General features: G+C 67.7%; 17 protein-coding genes. 11 read left to right on the forward strand and 6 right to left on the reverse strand.

What is annotated here, in order from left to right; all coding sequences use genetic code 11:
- The first annotated feature begins 186 nt into the window (after nt 1-186).
- On the forward strand, nt 187-573 hold the full coding sequence (locus tag H6A23_RS03750; protein ID WP_204830861.1) for an MmcQ/YjbR family DNA-binding protein: 387 nt from the start codon (nt 187-189) through the stop codon (nt 571-573).
- 28 nt (nt 574-601) lie between these two features.
- On the opposite strand, the gene H6A23_RS03755 is transcribed toward H6A23_RS03750, so the two are convergent.
- Nucleotides 602-1942 (reverse strand): ATP-binding protein, encoded by a 1341-nt coding sequence (locus tag H6A23_RS03755; protein ID WP_204830862.1) that lies wholly within the window; start codon nt 1940-1942, stop codon nt 602-604.
- Between the two features lie 376 nt (nt 1943-2318).
- On the opposite strand from H6A23_RS03755, the gene H6A23_RS03760 reads away from it, so the two are divergent.
- From H6A23_RS03760 to H6A23_RS03780, 5 genes are all read left to right on the forward strand, one after another.
- Nucleotides 2319-2741 carry a YjdF family protein gene (locus H6A23_RS03760; protein WP_204830863.1) on the forward strand — a complete coding sequence of 141 codons (423 nt, stop codon included), beginning with the start codon at nt 2319-2321 and terminating at the stop codon, nt 2739-2741.
- Nucleotides 2742-3015: 274 nt separating this feature from the next.
- Complete coding sequence (locus tag H6A23_RS03765; protein ID WP_204830864.1) at nt 3016-3780, forward strand: MerR family transcriptional regulator; 765 nt, start codon at nt 3016-3018, stop codon at nt 3778-3780.
- A 216-nt stretch (nt 3781-3996) separates the two neighbouring features.
- Nucleotides 3997-4461, forward strand: coding sequence for a MarR family winged helix-turn-helix transcriptional regulator (locus H6A23_RS03770; RefSeq protein ID WP_353653005.1), 465 nt, complete (start codon nt 3997-3999; stop codon nt 4459-4461).
- Nucleotides 4458-6308, forward strand: coding sequence for an ABC transporter ATP-binding protein (locus H6A23_RS03775; protein WP_204830865.1), 1851 nt, complete (start codon nt 4458-4460; stop codon nt 6306-6308). Before H6A23_RS03770 ends, H6A23_RS03775 begins: the two co-directional genes overlap by 4 nt.
- Nucleotides 6301-8229: an ABC transporter ATP-binding protein gene (locus H6A23_RS03780; RefSeq protein ID WP_204830866.1), complete on the forward strand. Its 1929-nt coding sequence runs from the start codon at nt 6301-6303 to the stop codon at nt 8227-8229. Before H6A23_RS03775 ends, H6A23_RS03780 begins: the two co-directional genes overlap by 8 nt.
- Nucleotides 8230-8327: 98 nt before the next feature.
- Here the strand turns inward: H6A23_RS03780 and H6A23_RS03785 are convergent, their stop codons facing one another.
- Together H6A23_RS03785 and H6A23_RS03790 are read right to left on the reverse strand one after the other, a co-directional pair.
- The gene (locus H6A23_RS03785; RefSeq protein ID WP_204830867.1) at nt 8328-8846 is read right to left on the reverse strand and encodes an NUDIX hydrolase; all 519 of its coding nucleotides are present in this window, start codon (nt 8844-8846) and stop codon (nt 8328-8330) included.
- Between the two features lie 7 nt (nt 8847-8853).
- The gene (locus H6A23_RS03790) at nt 8854-9060 is read right to left on the reverse strand and encodes a hypothetical protein (RefSeq protein ID WP_204830868.1); all 207 of its coding nucleotides are present in this window, start codon (nt 9058-9060) and stop codon (nt 8854-8856) included.
- Between the two features lie 127 nt (nt 9061-9187).
- On the opposite strand from H6A23_RS03790, the gene H6A23_RS03795 reads away from it, so the two are divergent.
- Nucleotides 9188-9580, forward strand: coding sequence for a MerR family transcriptional regulator (locus H6A23_RS03795; RefSeq protein WP_204830869.1), 393 nt, complete (start codon nt 9188-9190; stop codon nt 9578-9580).
- 15 nt (nt 9581-9595) lie between these two features.
- Here the strand turns inward: H6A23_RS03795 and H6A23_RS03800 are convergent, their stop codons facing one another.
- Entirely contained in the window at nt 9596-10438 is an 843-nt protein-coding gene (locus H6A23_RS03800) for an MBL fold metallo-hydrolase (RefSeq protein WP_204830870.1), read from the reverse strand.
- 144 nt (nt 10439-10582) lie between these two features.
- Between H6A23_RS03800 and H6A23_RS03805 the strand changes: the two genes are divergently transcribed.
- Nucleotides 10583-11059 (forward strand): universal stress protein, encoded by a 477-nt coding sequence (locus H6A23_RS03805; RefSeq protein WP_204830871.1) that lies wholly within the window; start codon nt 10583-10585, stop codon nt 11057-11059.
- A gap of 128 nt (nt 11060-11187) precedes the next feature.
- On the opposite strand, the gene H6A23_RS03810 is transcribed toward H6A23_RS03805, so the two are convergent.
- A complete protein-coding gene (locus tag H6A23_RS03810) occupies nt 11188-11865 on the reverse strand; it encodes a Crp/Fnr family transcriptional regulator (protein WP_204830872.1) in 678 nt (225 codons plus the stop codon).
- 112 nt (nt 11866-11977) lie between these two features.
- Between H6A23_RS03810 and hcp the strand changes: the two genes are divergently transcribed.
- On the forward strand, nt 11978-13543 hold the full coding sequence (hcp, locus tag H6A23_RS03815; protein WP_204830873.1) for a hydroxylamine reductase: 1566 nt from the start codon (nt 11978-11980) through the stop codon (nt 13541-13543).
- Between the two features lie 72 nt (nt 13544-13615).
- Entirely contained in the window at nt 13616-13984 is a 369-nt protein-coding gene (locus H6A23_RS03820; protein ID WP_204830874.1) for a DUF488 domain-containing protein, read from the forward strand.
- Between the two features lie 166 nt (nt 13985-14150).
- Here H6A23_RS03820 and H6A23_RS03825 read toward each other — a convergent pair whose 3' ends face one another.
- Nucleotides 14151-14750, reverse strand: a complete 600-nt coding sequence (locus tag H6A23_RS03825; RefSeq protein ID WP_204830875.1) for a TetR/AcrR family transcriptional regulator — start codon at nt 14748-14750, stop codon at nt 14151-14153.
- Between the two features lie 151 nt (nt 14751-14901).
- On the opposite strand from H6A23_RS03825, the gene H6A23_RS03830 reads away from it, so the two are divergent.
- Nucleotides 14902-16344, forward strand: coding sequence for a radical SAM protein (locus H6A23_RS03830; protein WP_204830876.1), 1443 nt, complete (start codon nt 14902-14904; stop codon nt 16342-16344).
- The last annotated feature ends 92 nt before the right edge of the window (nt 16345-16436 follow it).

Genomic DNA, 16436 nt, shown 5'->3' on the forward strand with positions numbered 1-16436 from the left:
AGACGGAGGCCCACTGCCGCAGGGCGCGCAGAGCGTTTTTCGTCCCTGTGGTACTTGTACTCGAAGTCCGGCTGCTTGCCGCTCGGCTTCTGGTCCCCGATCGCTCCCATTATCCCATGGGTGCGTCGGGGTCGGCGACACGCCCGGTATAATCAGGAGCGTGAGCCCGACCAGAGGAGGCACGCCATGGACCTCACGCGCATAGACGCCCGCCTGCTCTCGCGCCCCGGCGCCAGCAAGGCGTTTCACGAAAAGTGGGGCTGGATGGTGTACTGGGTGGGCAGCAGGCAGTTCGCCTGCGAGTTCACCGCCTCGCCCGACGCCAAGCCGCCCTACGCTGGGCGCCACCTGCTGTCGCTCAAGTGCGACCCCGACCGCATCCTTGAGCTGCGCGCCGAGTACCCGGGCGCGGTGCTGCCCGGCTACTACTCCGACGGGCGCACGTGGGTCTCCGTCGACCTTGACGCAGACCTGCCCGAGGACCTCGTGCTCGGCCTCTGCGACATGAGCTACGGCCTCGTCTTTTCCAAGCTGCCCAGACGCACGCAGCGAGAGATCACCGGGACAGAGTGAGAGACGCGGTCGGTTCTGGAGCAGTCCCTCATTCCGCCGCGTCGATCCTGTCGGGCAGGAGCCCGGCGGCGTAGAGCGGCACGTTGGTCATCCACGGCTGACTCTCGAACCCCGAGAGCGACAGTCTGATGCCACGCTCCAGGTGGAACCGGTCAAGAAACGCCTTCAGGCTCTTTGAGCGGAGGTTCTGCTCGGCTTTGACCTCTACGGGCACGACTCGACTCTTCCATTCGTATACGAAGTCGACTTCACCCGTCGAGTTTTCAGCGGACCAGTATCGTGGGACCACCTTGCTCGATGCGGTGAGCGCCTGGCACACGTAGTTCTCGGCAAGCGCTCCCTTGAATTCGGTGAACAGGCGGTTCCCTGCCAAAATTGTTGACGCATCGAGTCCGCTCGCTGCTCCCAGGAGACCCGTGTCAAGGAGGTAGAGCTTAAAGGCGCTTGGGTCCTCATAGCCGGAGAGGGGGAGTCCTGCCTTGGTGATGCGCCTCACGCGCAGGGCGAGCCCCGCGTCAACGAGCCACTGTATGGCTTCCTCGTAGCCACGGGCCCGCGCGCCGGGTCGCACGGCCGAGTAGATGAACTTCTTGTTCTCACGGGCGAGCTGAGATGGCAGCGACTGCCAGACGTAGCGGATGCGCTCGCTGACCTGAGGGGTGGTGTATTTTGAAAAATCTAGTTCATAGGCAGTGAGCAGATTTGTCTGGACGTCACGGACGGCTGAGTAGTCATGGATTTCTGCGTAGGTCCTGACCGCCTCCGGCATGCCGCCCACGAAGTAGTACCGACGCAGATGGTCGGTAAAGCGTTCAGAGAACGCGTCGAGAAGGGACGTGTTGGCCTCGCTGATTACGCTCGCCATGCGGCTCTCGCCCACGGCGTCGAGGTACTCCTTGAACGTCATGGGGTACATGGTGAGAAAGTCAACCTTGCCGACGGGGAAGGAGATGCGCGGTTCGTCGTTCCCCGACTGCCTTCGCCCGTGCAGGGCAACGCCAAGGAGCGACCCCGCCGCGACGATGGGCACGTCGGGCCGCCGCTCGCAGAAGGTCTTAAGCGAGCTGAGGGCTCGCGGGCACTCCTGAATCTCGTCGAGCACAACAAGGACGTTTGACTCTCCCGCGTCGGTGCTTGTTCTGAGGGAGATTGCCTCAAGGAGGCGCTCCGGATCGAGGCTTCCGTCAAAGACGGCCTTCATGTCCTCGTCGGTGAGAAAGTCAACGTAGGCTATATCGTCGAACTCACGTCGCGCAAACTCCTTGATGGCCCAGGTCTTGCCCACCTGACGCGCACCCTGAACGAGCAGGGGCTTCCTTGTTGGACGCCGCTTCCACTGGACAAGCTGGTCTAGGACATTTCTTTTCATGGCTGCCTCCCACCTTCTTTCATCATTATATGGCGGAAGAAGCTTGCTACCAATAAATAGTCCATAAGATTGGCAATATAACCAAAAAAACGTCCTTAAAAATGGCTATAACACCAGAATCACGTTCTTTTTTCGTTTTAGTCTGTTCATATAGGATGTTCTATCGGGCGCGGCAGCAGTGTGCTCACATGCGGACGGCCTTGAGCGTGCTCTGGGGCTGCTTGCTGTCAGCAGTGACAGCTGCGCTACAATCGACACATCGGAGATGAAAACACGACCCCGTCGGGTAGTCGGGGTGCGGGCGCCGCCCGTCAGTAACCTGCCTCCTTGGTTGTCCCTTCTCCGCGTGGCTCTCTACATAAAGGAGGGATTCGCCATGCGGAAAACAGCCGTGTCCTCCACCCTCGTCGTGTGCTTCGACGGACAGTTCTGGGTGGGGATCGTGGAGCGCGTCGAGGACGGCGCGCTGAGCTCGTGCCGTGTCGTCTTTGGCGCCGAGCCCTCGAACGAGGAGGTTCTCCACTTCGTGCTCAGGGAGTGGGCGAGGCTCCCCCTCGGCCCTGCCGTCGCCTGCGAGGAGCGGGCGATGGCGAGAAACCCGAAGCGCCGGGCGCGCCAGGCCGCCCGCGAGCTGAAGCAGCACGGCCCCTCGACGAGGGCCCAGATCGCGCTCGCCGAGCAGCGCGAGGCCCTGACGCAGAAGTCCGCCGCCCGAAAGAAGGAGCGCCGAGAAGAGGAGAGACGCCGGCGCTTCGAGCTGGGGCGGGAGAGGGCGAAGCGGAAGCGCCGGGGACGCTAGCGGGCCCTCCCGTCAGAGGCCTTGCGGAGCGGCGGGGCCCACCTCTTGGACCGGAGAGCAACGGCGTGCATAGCCACTCTGCCGCCAGGACGCCAAGAGAGAAGATGTCCCGCACCGCAAGGCCGCTCGGCATCCCCCCTCGCTGAACCGGGCGGCCTTCTTCGCCAAGTTCTTCTCGGCAGGAAACGGGCGTGCAGAGCCACCGTGAGCGCCGGCAGCCGCTTGACCCTTCCGCTACGGGAGGGTTTATCGTCTCTGGGCAGGGAGGTGCGAGATGGAAGAGGGCTACACGGTGGGCGAGCTCGCGAGGCTTGCGGGCACGTCCGCGCGGGCGCTCAGGTTCTACGAGGAGTCGGGTCTTCTCGTCCCGGGGCGCGACCCAAGGAACGGCTACCGGCGCTACGGCCCCGGGGACGTCAACCGCCTGCAGGAAATACTGCTGCTGCGCAGCCTCGGCGTGGCCGTGCGCGACATCGCGCCGCTCCTGAGCACGTCGGGCGAGGCGCGGCAGGCGTCTCTCTCCCGCCACCTTGGGGCCCTCAGGGCGGAGCGCTCGCGCCTGGACGCGCTGATAGCGACGGTCGAGCGCACGCTCGCCGCGATGAGAGGAGATGCGGACATGACCGACGAGGAGAAGTTCGAGGGGCTCAAGCGCGAGCTCGTCGAGAAGAACGAGGGCCGCTTCGGCGCGGAGGCGCGCGGGCGCCACGGCGACGCGGCCGTCGACGAGGCAAACCGGAGGCTGCTGGGCATGAGCGAGAGGGACTACGGCGACTGGCAGGCGCTCGACGCGCAGATTCGCTCCGCGCTCGAGGCGGCGGTGACCGCGGGCGTCGACCCCGCGGGCCCGGAGGGCGAGCGCGTCTGCGGCCTCCACCGCCGATGGCTTGCCCGCACGTGGCCGAGGTACTCCGCCGAGGCGCACCGCGGCCTGGCCGAGTCCTACGTGGCCGACGAGCGATTCCGCGCCTACTACGACCGCGAGGTCCCCGGCTGCGCCGCCTGGCTTCGCGACGCGATCGCGCGACATGCGCGGTAGGGCCTAACGAGCCAGCCGCATCAGGTCGCGACCCAAGCGTGCCCGCCACAATGCCCTCTCCCCCTTCTTCCTGACAAAGGTGTCAGGGTCATCTGTCAGGTATCGCCCCGCGCCCCGCGCGCGGAAAGGTTTTTCGCATGGTACCTTGACTTCTTGGGTCGACGGTCTCAGAGTGGGCTTGGACCGTTTTCAGATTGGTGAGGAAAGGGGGCTGCCGTGTGCGATAAGGGGGAGAAGGACCCCGGGCAGAGCACCGAGATGCGCATCCTGCGCAACCTCGGCTACTTTGGCTACTATCTCCACGTCCATTGGGGCGGCAGAAACGGCAAGCAGCACATTCTCATCGAGCTTCACGCCCATGACGGGCAGATGACGCAGCGCGACCTGCAGGAGGCGTCGTGCATCACCTCCGCCTCGCTCTCGGAGGTCATCGCAAAGCTCGAGGCCGAGGGGCTCGTCACGCGCGAGCGCTCGGAGACGGACCGCCGGCAGCTGACGGTCACGCTCACGGAGGAGGGGTCCGCCCGTGCCCGGGAGGTCATCCGCACGCGCGCGGAGTTCGAGCGGGCGGCCTTCGACTGCCTCTCCCCCGAGGAGACGGCGCGCCTCGCCAGCACGCTCGACCGCGTGGCCGCGCGATGGATGGAGATAGAGGCAGAGAAGAAGGGGGATGAGAGATGAGCCTGCTTCCGAAGAAGCCGGTCATCGACCAGGAGTTCGTCAAGACCGCGGCGCACGTGGGCTACGGGACGGTGGGCCGCAGGCTCACGCAGAGCGTGCGCGAGTACAAGACCGCAGCCATCGTCACGCCGCTGCTCGTCCTCGGCGAGGTCGTCTTCGAGGTCATGATCCCGCTCTACACGGCCGACCTCATCGACGCCATCAAGACCGGGGCCGACCTGGGGCAGATCCTCTCCACGGGCGGCGTGCTCGCCCTCATGGCGCTCGTCTCGCTCGCATTTGGCGCGGCGGCCGGCCTCACCTGCGCGAAGGCCTCCACGGGCTTTGCCAAGAACCTGCGCAAGGACATGTTCTACAACATCCAGACCTTCTCCTTCGCGGTGATCGACCGCTTCTCGAGCTCCTCGCTCGTGACGCGCATCACCACGGACGTCATGAACGTCCAGATGGCCTACATGATGCTCATCCGCACGGCCATCCGCTCGCCGTTCATGCTCGTGCTCGCCTTCATCGCCGCCTACAGCATGGCGGGCTGGCTCGCCCTCGTCTTCGTGGTCATCATCCCGGTGCTCGCCGTGGCGCTCTTCGCCGTGATCCGCAAGGTCGTCCCGGTCTTCCGCCGCATCTTCCGCAAGTACGACGCCCTGAACGAGCGCGCCGAGGAGAACCTCGCCGGCATCCGCGTGGTCAAGTCCTACGTGCGCGAGGAGTACGAGAAGGAGAAGTACGAGCGCGCCGCGACCGAGGTCCAGGGCGACTTCACCTACGCCGAGCGCATCCTCGCCCTCAACGCCCCCATCATGAACTTCTGCGTCTACACGGTCATGGTCTTCGTGATCTACGCGGGCTCCTACGCCATCGTCTCCACGCGCGGCGAGCTGCTCGACGTGGGCCAGTTCTCGTCGCTCATCACCTACGGCTTCATGATGCTCATGCAGCTCATGATGCTCTCCATGATCTTCGCCCAGGTCGTCATGAGCGAGGAGAACGCGCGACGCATCTACGAGGTCCTCGACGCCAAGACCACGATCGACCAGCCGGCCGAGCCCGTGCGCGAGGTCGCGGACGGATCTGTCGACTTCGACGGCGTCGGGTTCTCCTATCGCGGCGACAAGGACCACGAGGCCCTGCGCAACATCGACCTGCACATCAGGAGCGGCGAGGTCATCGGCGTCATCGGCTCGACGGGGTCGGCCAAGTCGACCCTCGTCCAACTCATCCCGCGCCTCTACGACGTCACGGAGGGGTCCGTCCGCGTGGGCGGGCGCGACGTGCGCGAGTACGACCTCGAGTCCCTGCGCGACGCCGTGGCCATGGTGCTTCAGAAGAACGTGCTCTTCTCGGGCACCATCGCCGAGAACCTGCGCTGGGGCAACGAGCACGCCACCGACGAGGAGGTCCTCGAGGCCGCACGCCTCGCCCAGGCCGACGAGTTCGTCCAGACCTTCCCCAAGAAGTACGACACCTACATCGAGCAGGGCGGCACCAACGTCTCCGGCGGCCAGAAGCAACGCCTGTGCATCGCGCGCGCCCTGCTCAAGAAGCCCAAGATCCTCATCCTGGACGACTCCACCTCGGCCGTGGACACCAAGACCGACCGGCTCATCCGCGAGGGGTTCCGCAACTATCTGCCCGAGACCACCAAGATCATCATCGCGCAGCGCACTTCGAGCGTGGAGGACGCCGACCGCATCGTGGTCATGGACTCCGGCACCATCAACGACATCGGCACCCACGAGGAGCTCCTGCGCAGGAACGCCATCTACCGGGAGGTCTACCTCTCCCAGAACAAGCAGAGCCACGACGAGCGCGAGCTCGGCGAGCTGGAGGTGAGCGCCGATGAGTAGGAACATGCACCGAGGCCGTGCGCCCAAGTCCATGGGCAGGACCGCCCTCAGGGTCCTCAGGATGCTGCGCGGCTTCTACCCGGTCATGCTGCCGGCCGTCGCATGCTGCATCCTCGTCCAGTGCATCGTCCAGGCCATGCCCAACGTCTTCATGGAGCGCGCCCTCACCGTCGTGGGCCAGACCTGGGAGTCCGGCGACTGGGCGGCCGCGCAGCCCGAGGTCTTCGCCAACGCCGCCATTCTCGCCGTCCTGTACTTTGCGAGCCTCATCTGCAACGCGGTGTGGCAGCAGTGCATGGCCATTATCACCCAGGGCTCGCTCAAGAAGTTCCGCTGCCTCATGTTCGACCACATGCAGGACCTGCCGATCAAGTACTTCGACACGCACCAGCACGGCGACGTCATGAGCTACTACACCAACGACATCGACGCCATGCGCCAGATGATCGCGCAGTCGCTGCCGCAGCTCTTCCTCACGACGCTCATGCTCTGCTCCGTGGGCTGCATCATGCTCTGGTACAGCCTGCCGCTCACGCTCGTCGTGGTGGGAGGCGCCGTCATCATGGCCCTTCTCGCCAAGGTACTCGCGGGGCGCTCGGCCAAGAACTTCCTGCGCACGCAGCGCGCGGTCGCAGCCGTGGAGGGCCTCGTGGAGGAGGTCATGAACGGCGAGAAGGTCGTCAAGGTCTTCTCGCACGAGCGCCAGATCGAGGCCGCCTTCGACGAGCTCAACGACGAGTACCAGGACGCCGCCTGTACGGCCAACTCCTATGCCAACACGCTCATGCCGATCCTCATGAACGCCGGCAACCTGCTCTACGTGATCGTGGCCGTGGCCATCGGCGTCTTCCTCGTGCTCGGCATCCCCAACCCGGCCATCTCCGGCCTGCCGCTCACCATCGCCGTGGGCGTGCCCTTCCTCAACATGACCAAGCAGTTCGCCAACCAGATCGGCCAGATCTCCAACCAGGTGAACTCCGTGGTCATGGGCCTGGCGGGCGCCGAGCGCATCTTCGAGCTGATCGACGAGCCGGTCGAGCAGGACGAGGGCTACGTCGAGCTCGTTGCCTGCACGATCGACGCGGACGGCGCCGTCCACGAGTGCGACCGCCGCGACGAGCGCTGGGCGGGCCAGTGGGCGTGGCGCCACCCGCACCAGGCCGACGGCACGGTCACCTACACCCCGCTCGCCGGCGACGTGCGCCTCTTCGGCGTGGACTTTGCCTACGAGCCCGGCCACACCGTGCTCCACGACGTCTCGCTCTACGCCAAGCCGGGGCAGAAGGTCGCCTTCGTGGGCGCCACGGGCGCGGGCAAGACCACGATCACCAACCTCCTCAACCGCTTCTACGACATCGAGGACGGCAAGATCCGCTACGACGGCATCAACATCAACAAGATCAAGAAGCCGGACCTCAGGCGCTCGCTCGGCGTGGTCCTGCAGGACGTGAACCTCTTCACGGGCACCGTCATGGACAACATCCGCTACGGCCGGCTCGACGCCACCGACGAGGAGTGCATGGCGGCCGCGCGCCTGGCCGGGGCGGACGACTTCGTCCGCCGCCTGCCGGACGGCTACGAGACCATGCTCACGGACAACGGCACCAACCTCTCCCAGGGCCAGCGCCAGCTCCTCTCCATCGCGCGCGCCGCGGTGGCCGACCCGCCGGTCATGGTGCTCGACGAGGCCACGTCCTCCATCGACACGCGCACCGAGGCCATCGTCCAGCGCGGCATGGACGCCCTCATGACGGGGCGCACCACGTTCGTAATCGCGCACAGGCTCTCCACGGTCCGCAACTCGGACGTCATCATCGTGCTCGACCACGGCCGCATCATCGAGCGCGGCACGCACGACGAGCTCATCGCCAAGCGCGGCACGTACTACCAGCTCTACACCGGCGCCTTCGAGCTCGAGTAGCGAGAAGGACATCGCGCCGGGGCTGCCCCCAGGTTTCCTGACAAAGGTGACAGGGTCGTTTGTCATGAAAATCATGACAAACGACCCTGTCACCTTTGTCAGGAAACCGTCCGGCGGAAGAAGAGGGCGTGGGGGTCGCCGGAGGCGGAGCGACGGCGGAACTCGGCGACGGTGGCCATGCGCTCCACCGTCGAGGCGGCGAGCGGCGCCGGGAGCGCGTCCGGGAGGAACCAGCCCACCTCGAGGCTCTCGTCGTCTGCCACGCGAGGCTCGGAGCTCCCGCCGGGGGCGATGCGACACGTGAACGTGAGGTCAAGGTACTGCGTCCGGTCCCCGTTGGCGTAGGTCGTGACGTGGTCGGCGGCGCGCACGCTCACGAGCTCGAGCGGCTCCGCGTCCACCCCGGTTTCCTCGGCCACCTCGCGCACCACGGTGTCCGCCGGCTCCTCGCCCGGCTCGTTGATGCCGTAGACGAGCGCCCACTCCCCCGTGTCGGCACGGCGGCCCAGAAGGACGCGGCCCTCCGCGTCCTCCACGTAGGCGGTCACGCCGATGAGCCACAGCAGGTCGTGGCCGATCTTCTCGCGCAGGCGCAGGATGAACTCGGGCGTTGCCATGGGGAGCCTAGTCCCGCTTCCCGGGCAGGCACCTGTCCGGGAACTCGATGCGGACCTTGCCGCCCTTCGCGAAGAACAGCACCGCGAGCCCCAAAAGCACGATCGGCAGCAGGCTCAGGGCGCCGAGGATGACGTTCACCACGAAGGACACGATAAGCGATATGACCGCCGCCACGAGCAGAAGCGCGGCGATCCTGATGAGGGTCTGTGACATGGGACCTCCCGTCCGGCTCACTGAGACGAGTATAGCGGTGCCGGCGGCGCTAAACCCGCAGGTTCTTCTCGCTTGACGCCGACGTTGCGTCGCGTTCTAACCTGAGGCAACCAGGAAAGGAGACCTCATGAACGCACGCGGCTACACCGTCGGCGAGCTCGCGGACCTCGCCGGGGTCACGGTATTCACCCTGCGCCACTACGACCAGCTCGGCCTGCTCCACCCCTCCCGCGACGCGCACAGCAGGTACCGCCACTACGGCCCCAAGGACGTCGACCGGCTGCAGGAGATCTTGCTGTTCCGGCGCATGGGGGAGCCGCTCTCCGACATCGCGCCGCTGCTCAAGGGCAGCCGCGACGCGCGGCGCGCGGCCCTCGCGCGGCAGCTGGAGGCGCTGCGCGCCGAGCACGAGGAAACGGACCGCCTCATCGCCACCGTCGAGCGCTCGATCGACGCGCTCGACGGCAAGGCCAAGATGACCGACGAGGAGAAGTTCGAGGGCCTGCGCCACACGGCGTAGCGCCCCTCCCCGCCCTCACAGCTCCGCGCGGCTCCCCACCTGCAGGTAGCGCACCCGCTCGCCCAGCTCGTCGCGCAGGAGGGCGAAGGCGTCGGTGCCGGTGCAGTGGCACGTGAGGTAGCACGCCCGGCGCGCGGCGAGCTCCGTCGCGAGCGAGCGCGTGAGGGCGGCGTCCTCCACTCCCCCGCCGCTCGGGTCCGTGAGGTGAAGACCCGCCACGACCGCGTCGAGCGGCGCGCCCAGGATCTCCTCCGCCTCGTCCATGATGTTGAGGATCCCTCCGTGCGAGCAGCCGGAGACCAGGGTCCTGCGCCCTCCCTCCTCCACGAGCAGGCTCTGCTCGTGGAGGAAGCGGTCCGGCGCGAGGTCCTTCTCGCCCTCCCGCCGCTCCATGAGCCGCGCGTTGGACCGCGCGGTCGGGTGCGAGCGTCGCCTCGTGGCAAACAGCGTGAGCCCGCCGCCCAGGTCATGCCGCTCCCCCACCGCGCGCACGCGAGGGTCCGCCGCGAGCGCCGGGTCGAGCCCGATGTCATGGTGGCGCGCCGGCGTCCCCGAGACATGCCCCTCGAAGGCGTGCTCGCGCACGTAGACCGGGACCTCCTGGCCCGCCGCCGCGCACGCGCCGAGAAACGCCGCGAGGCCGCCGCCGTGGTCGTAGTGGCCGTGGCTCACCACCGCGAGGTCCGCCCCGGTCACGTCCACGCCGAGCGCGCGGGCGTTGGCGAGAAACCCGTCATCCGGCCCCAGGTCGAAGAGCGCGCGCCGCCCGTCGGCGAGCTCGAGCCAGAGCGAGAGCCCGTGGGCCGCCCGAAGGCGGCTCGAGGGCGTCGAGTTCTCCATCAGCACCGTGACCCGCATAGCAACCTCCGCGTGACGCGATCCTCTTGCCCCACATCATACGCCCGCGGACAACTCCGCCGCGCTCGCCGAGGCGTCGGGCGCGGCGGCGCCCGGGGGGTATAACCACCTCAAGCGTCACGCTCCGTCACGAGGGAGGTAGCCATGTACTTCAAGAACATCCTGGTGCCCTATGACGAGTCCGACCACGCCAAGAGCGCCCTGCACATCGCGCTCGGCCTGGCGGGGCCCTACCCGGAGGCGCGGGTGAGCGTGGTGACCGTCATCCCCTCGGCGGCCCTGCCCAACCCCACGCTGCTCGGGGACGGGGGCATCGGCACGCCCTACGCCATCGCGGACCCCGCGACCTACGAGCGGCTCATGGACTCCGTCGTCAAGAACGCCTGCTCGGACGCCCAGGAGGTCATCGACCAGTCCCTCGACGACGCGCAGTGCAAGGTCGTGGCCGACGCGGTCATCTCAAACTCGCCCGTCGAGGGCATCGCGGACTACGTGAAGAGCCATGACATCGACCTCGTGGTCATGGGCCGGCGCGGCCTCGGCGCCCTGCGCGGCATGATCGGCAGCGTGAGCTTTGGCGTCCTGCGCTCCGTCGACGTGCCGGTCCTCACGGTGAAGTGACGCGACGAGGGCGGAGGGCCGCCACCGCCGCGCCCCCGTCACAAGCGCCCAGGCAGAGCCAGCCGACGCTTTTCTCCCCTTCCGGGGCGGAATGCGTCGGCTGGCTCTGTCTGGGCGAGATGGGAACGTCAGCCCCGGCGCCCACCCGGGCCGGCGAGAAGCTCGAAGTGGCTCCTGCGGGTCACGATGAGCCCGTCGCGCTGCATGCGCGAGAGCTCGGCGGACAGGGCGCTTCGGTCCACCCCGAGGTAGTTCGCGAGCTCCTGGCGGGAGAACGGGATGACGAAGGAGCGCGACCCGCGCTCGACCGCCTGCTCGGAGAGATAGGAGAGGACGCGCTCCCTGATGGTGCGCGGGGCGATGTGCATCATGCGCCGCGAGAGCGCGACGTTCTTCTCGGCGGAGACGCGCAGGAGGTTGCCGATGACGCGGTGGTGTCGGGAGCAGGCGCGCTCGCAGGTGGCGAGCAGGGAGGAGGTCCGCAGCAAGAGGACCGTCGCGTCCTCGGCGGCCACGATGTCCACCAGGGTCTCGCCGCCCGGGATCGCCGAGTACGCCTCGGCGAAGATCTGCCCGGGGCCGAGATGCGCGAAGATGGCCCGCTCCCCCCAGTAGTAGTTCGCCTCGACGTTCACGCTGCCCTCGAGCACGACCCCCAGGCGCGTGACCACGTCCCCCGCGCGATAGACGCGCTCCCCTCGCCCCAGCCTCAGCTCGCGCGCGTCCAGACAGGGGAGCATCCCCTCTATGTCCCCGGGGTCCACGCCCTCGAAGAGCGCGGAGTGTGAAAGCGCGATGTAGTCCATGGGAGCCTCCCTTTATGTTGTAGAAACAACATACTCCTTCCCCCGCGAGCGGTAAACCTTGTCAGGAAGAGGCCGTCCGCCGGATGGCCGCCCCGAGGGCAAGGAGGCCCAGATGGCTACGACAGGAAACGAGATGTTCTGCTTCCAGTGCGAGCAGACCGCGGGCTGCAGCGGGTGCACCGGGAGGGCGGGCGTGTGCGGCAAGCCCGCCGACGTCGCCCACCTGCAGGACGAGCTCACGGGGGCGCTCGTGGGCCTCGCGCGCGCCGTGAGCGAGGAGGGCGCCCCCGCCGGGGTCGCGAGGCTCGTCCTCGAGGGGCTCTTCACCACCGTCACCAACGTGAGCTTCAACGCCCAGACGGTGCGCGAGCTCACGGCGCGGGTGCGCGGCGCGCGCGAGGCCCTCTCCCCCGCCCGCGACGCGAGGGAATACGACCTCGACCTCATCTGGAACGACCCCGACGAGGACGTGCGCTCGCTCAAGTCGCTCGTGCTCTTTGGCCTCCGCGGCATGGCCGCCTATGCCTACCACGCCATGGTACTCGGGTACACGAGCGACGAGCTCGACCGCTTCTTCCTCAGGGCGCTGCGCTCGCTCGGCGAGCGGCTCGGCCAGGACGAGCTGCTGCCCCTCGTGCTCGAGGTCGGCGAGAAGAACTACGCGTGCATGGAGCTCCTCGACCGCGCCAACACACAGACGTACGGCGTCCCCGAGCCCACCGAGGTCTCGATGCGCATCGAGCGCGGGCCCTTCATCGTGGTCTCCGGACACGACCTCTTTGACCTGCACGCCCTCCTGGAGCAGACCGCGGGCACCGGGGTCTCCGTCTACACCCACGGCGAGATGCTCCCCGCCCACGGCTACCCCGAGCTCAGGAAGTACCCCCACCTCAAGGGCAACTTCGGCACCGCGTGGCAGAACCAGCAGCGGGAGTTCGACGGCATCCCGGGCGCCGTCCTCTTCACCACCAACTGCCTCATGCCGCCCCGCCCGAGCTACGCCGACCGCGTCTTCACCACCGAGGTGGTCTCCTACCCCGGGCTCGTGCACGTCGGTGACGACAAGGACTTCTCGCCGGTCATCGAGCGGGCGCTCGAGCTCGGCGGGTATCCCGAGGACGTGCAGATGACCGGCATCAACGGCGGCACCACGCTCACCACGGGCTTCGGGCACGGCGCGGTGCTCTCCGTGGCGGACAAGGTGGTCGACGCGGTGAAGTCCGGCCAGATCAGCCGCTTCTACCTCGTGGGCGGATGCGACGGCGCCAAGCCGGGGCGCAACTACTACACCGAGCTCGTGGAGCGGACCCCCGCCGACAGCGTGGTGCTTACGCTCGCCTGCGGCAAGTACCGCTTCAACGACCTCGACCTCGGCACGGTCGCCGGGCTGCCGCGCCTCATGGACATGGGGCAGTGCAACGACGCCTTCAGCGCCGTGACCGTGGCCTTGGCGCTGGCCGACGCCTTCGGGTGCGACGTCAACGAGCTGCCGCTCACCATCATCCTCTCCTGGTACGAGCAGAAGGCTGTGTGCGTCCTTCTCACCCTGCTCTACCTGGGCATCAGAAACATCAAGCTCGGGCCCACGCTGCCCGCCTTCGTCTCTCCCAACGTGCTCGCCTACCTGGTCGAGCACTTCGGGATCTCCCCGATCTCCACGCCGGAGGAGGACCTCTAGCCCCGTGCGGGGGCGGGGCACCCGCCGCTCCGCCCCCGCACGAATTGACCGATCGAGAGAGGGGGACAGGGCATGTTCGAGCTGAGGTGCAGGCGCGTCTATGACGGCCCGGAGGCGGGCGACGGGGCGCGCGTGCTCGTTGACCGGCTCTGGCCGCGCGGGCTGCGCCGCGAGGCGGCGGCGCTCGACGCATGGGAGAAGGGCGTCGCCCCCTCGACGGAGCTCCGCAGGTGGTTCGGGCACGACCCGAGCCGCTTCGAGGAGTTCTCCGCGCGCTACCGCGCCGAGCTCGACGCGAGCGAGGCCGCGGCCGAGTTCTCCGAAAGGTGCCGCGCCCTGCTCGCGCGCGGGCCGGTCACGCTGCTTTACGCGGCGCGCGACGAGCGCTGCAACCACGCCCTCGTGCTCGCCGGCTGGCTGCGCGAGCGTCTCATGGCGTGACGGGGGCGGCCTCGCCGTCCCCGCGCCCTCCCTGTCGCATTCGCCCAGACAGAGCCAGCCGACGTTCTTCTCCCCTCCCGGGGCGTAATACGTCGGCTGGCTCTGTCTGGGCGAAATGGGGACGTCAGCCCCGGCGCCCGCCCGGGCCGGCTGAGCGGAGGGGCCGTCACACGCCGGCCTCGAGGAGGGCGCCGGCGCGGCGCGTCACCTCCTCGAGCGGTACGCTGCGGTCCGACAGCAGCCACCAGCGGTACAGCGAGAGCAGGCCGCCGACGCCGAATGCGAGCAGCATCTCCAGCTCCGTGTCCGAGAGCTCGCCGCGCACGAGGCCGCGCGCGGCGATCTGGTGGGCGAGCGGGCGGGCGAGGTGGTCGAAGAGCAGCTCGGTCGGCACGTGCTCGCAGTAGCGCTGCCGGAGCACGGCGTTCTTTCCCAGGTGCACCGAGAGCGCGTCGAAGAAGGCGGACAGCGGTCGGACGTCCTCGCCCGCCCCCACGCGACCGCGCATCGTCTCCTCCACCTCGTCGAGCAGCTCCGACACCGCCTCCTCGACGATGGCGTCGAGGATCCCGTCGACGCCGCCGAAGTGCTGGTAGACGGTCTTCCTGTCGACGTCCGCCTCGCGCGCCACGGCGCTCACGGAGATCTGCTCGAAGGGCGTCGTCATGATCAGCCGGTCGAAGGCGCCCATCATGGCGCGGCGGCTCCGGCGCACGCGCCGGTCCACGGCCCGACCGTTCTTCTCGCCCTGTGCGCAATCCCCCATTGTCCGCCCCTCTGTGGAATAGTGGCCAACTCGCTCCCCTTCATGGAAGAGACATACCTAGTATTCCACAGTTGTGGATTTATTACTAGATGGGTATAAACAGCACCGTTCGGTTCCAGAAACCATAGGGATCGCGTCGGAAGGACCAAGGATGTCGCTTACCCAGACGGCGGAGCGCGCGGCGCTCTACAAGCTCATCGACTACGTGGACGAGGACCCGGAGGCCCGCATCCCCAAGATCATGGACACGATCGACCGCTACACGCCCAAGGACGTCTTCCCCACGCAGCGTGCGGCCTTCAGGAACGCCATCGACGGGCGCAGCAACTGGTACGAGCTCATCCTCAAGGCGTTCCGGCTCAACCCCGAGGTGCGGACGCGTCTGCTCAAGGCCCTCATCGTGGACGCCAACATCCTCGCCTGGCCCGTCCAGGAGAAGGCGCGCGAGAAGTACGAGTGCAACATCCCGTGGGCGATCCTCCTGGACCCCACGAGCGCCTGCAACCTGCGCTGCACCGGCTGCTGGGCGGCAGAGTACGGCCACGCGCTCAACCTCTCCTACGAGGACATCTGCTCGATCATCGACCAGGGCCGCGAGCTGGGCTGCCACATCTACATCTACACGGGCGGCGAGCCGCTCGTGCGCAAGGCCGACCTCATCCGCATCTGCGAGAAGTACCCCGACTGCGTCTTTCTCTGCTTCACCAACGCCACCCTCATCGACGAGGCCTTCTGCCAGGACATGATCCGCGTGGCCAACTTCGTGCCCGCCATCTCCGCCGAGGGCAACGAGCACACCACCGACGCGCGCCGCGGCGACGGCACCTACGCCAAGATCGAGCGCGCCATGGACCTCCTGCGCGAGCACGCGCTGCCCTTTGGCATCTCGGCCTGCTGGACGCGCGCCAACGCCGACGCCATCGCCACCGAGGAGAACATGGACTGGATGATCGAGAAGGGCGCGCTCTTCTGCTGGTACTTCCACTTCATGCCCGTGGGCCGCGCCGCCTCGGCGGACCTCATGCCCACGCCGGAGCAGCGCGAGCGGATGTACCGCTTCGTGCGCGCGATGCGCGACAAGAAGCCGCTCTTCACGATGGACTTCCAGAACGACGGCGAGTTCGTGGGCGGCTGCATCGCCGGCGGACGGCGCTACCTGCACATCAACGCCGCCGGGGACGTGGAGCCGTGCGTCTTCATCCACTACTCCAACGCCAACATCCACGACGTGAGCCTGCTGGACGCGCTGCGCTCCCCGCTCTTCATGAAGTACTACGAGGGCCAGCCGTTCAACACCAACCACCTGCGCCCCTGCCCCATGCTCGAGAACCCCGACGACCTGCCGCGCATGGTGGCCGAGACGGGCGCCCGCTCGACGGACCTCGTGGAGCAGGAGACGCCCGAGCAGCTGCGCGAGAAGACCGCCCCGGCGGCGGCCGCGTGGACGCCGGTGGCCGAGCGCCTGTGGGAGGACGAGGCCGACCCGATGCACCAGACGCGCCAGAAGTGGAACGAGGGCCAGGCCGCGACGGACGTCTCGCGGCTCGCGCGGCTCGGGCGCGACCTCACCGAGCAGCCGGAGCCGCGGCTGTAGGGCGGCTCGGCGCCGCCCTCCCGGCTGCGTCGGCCAGCGTCGGGGACATCAAATCTGGCTGCGGCGTTTTGGCTGTCTTGCGCCTCCCGGAG

Source organism: Olsenella uli, from assembly GCF_016900775.1.
Taxonomy (GTDB): Bacteria; Actinomycetota; Coriobacteriia; order Coriobacteriales; family Atopobiaceae; genus Thermophilibacter; species Thermophilibacter uli_A.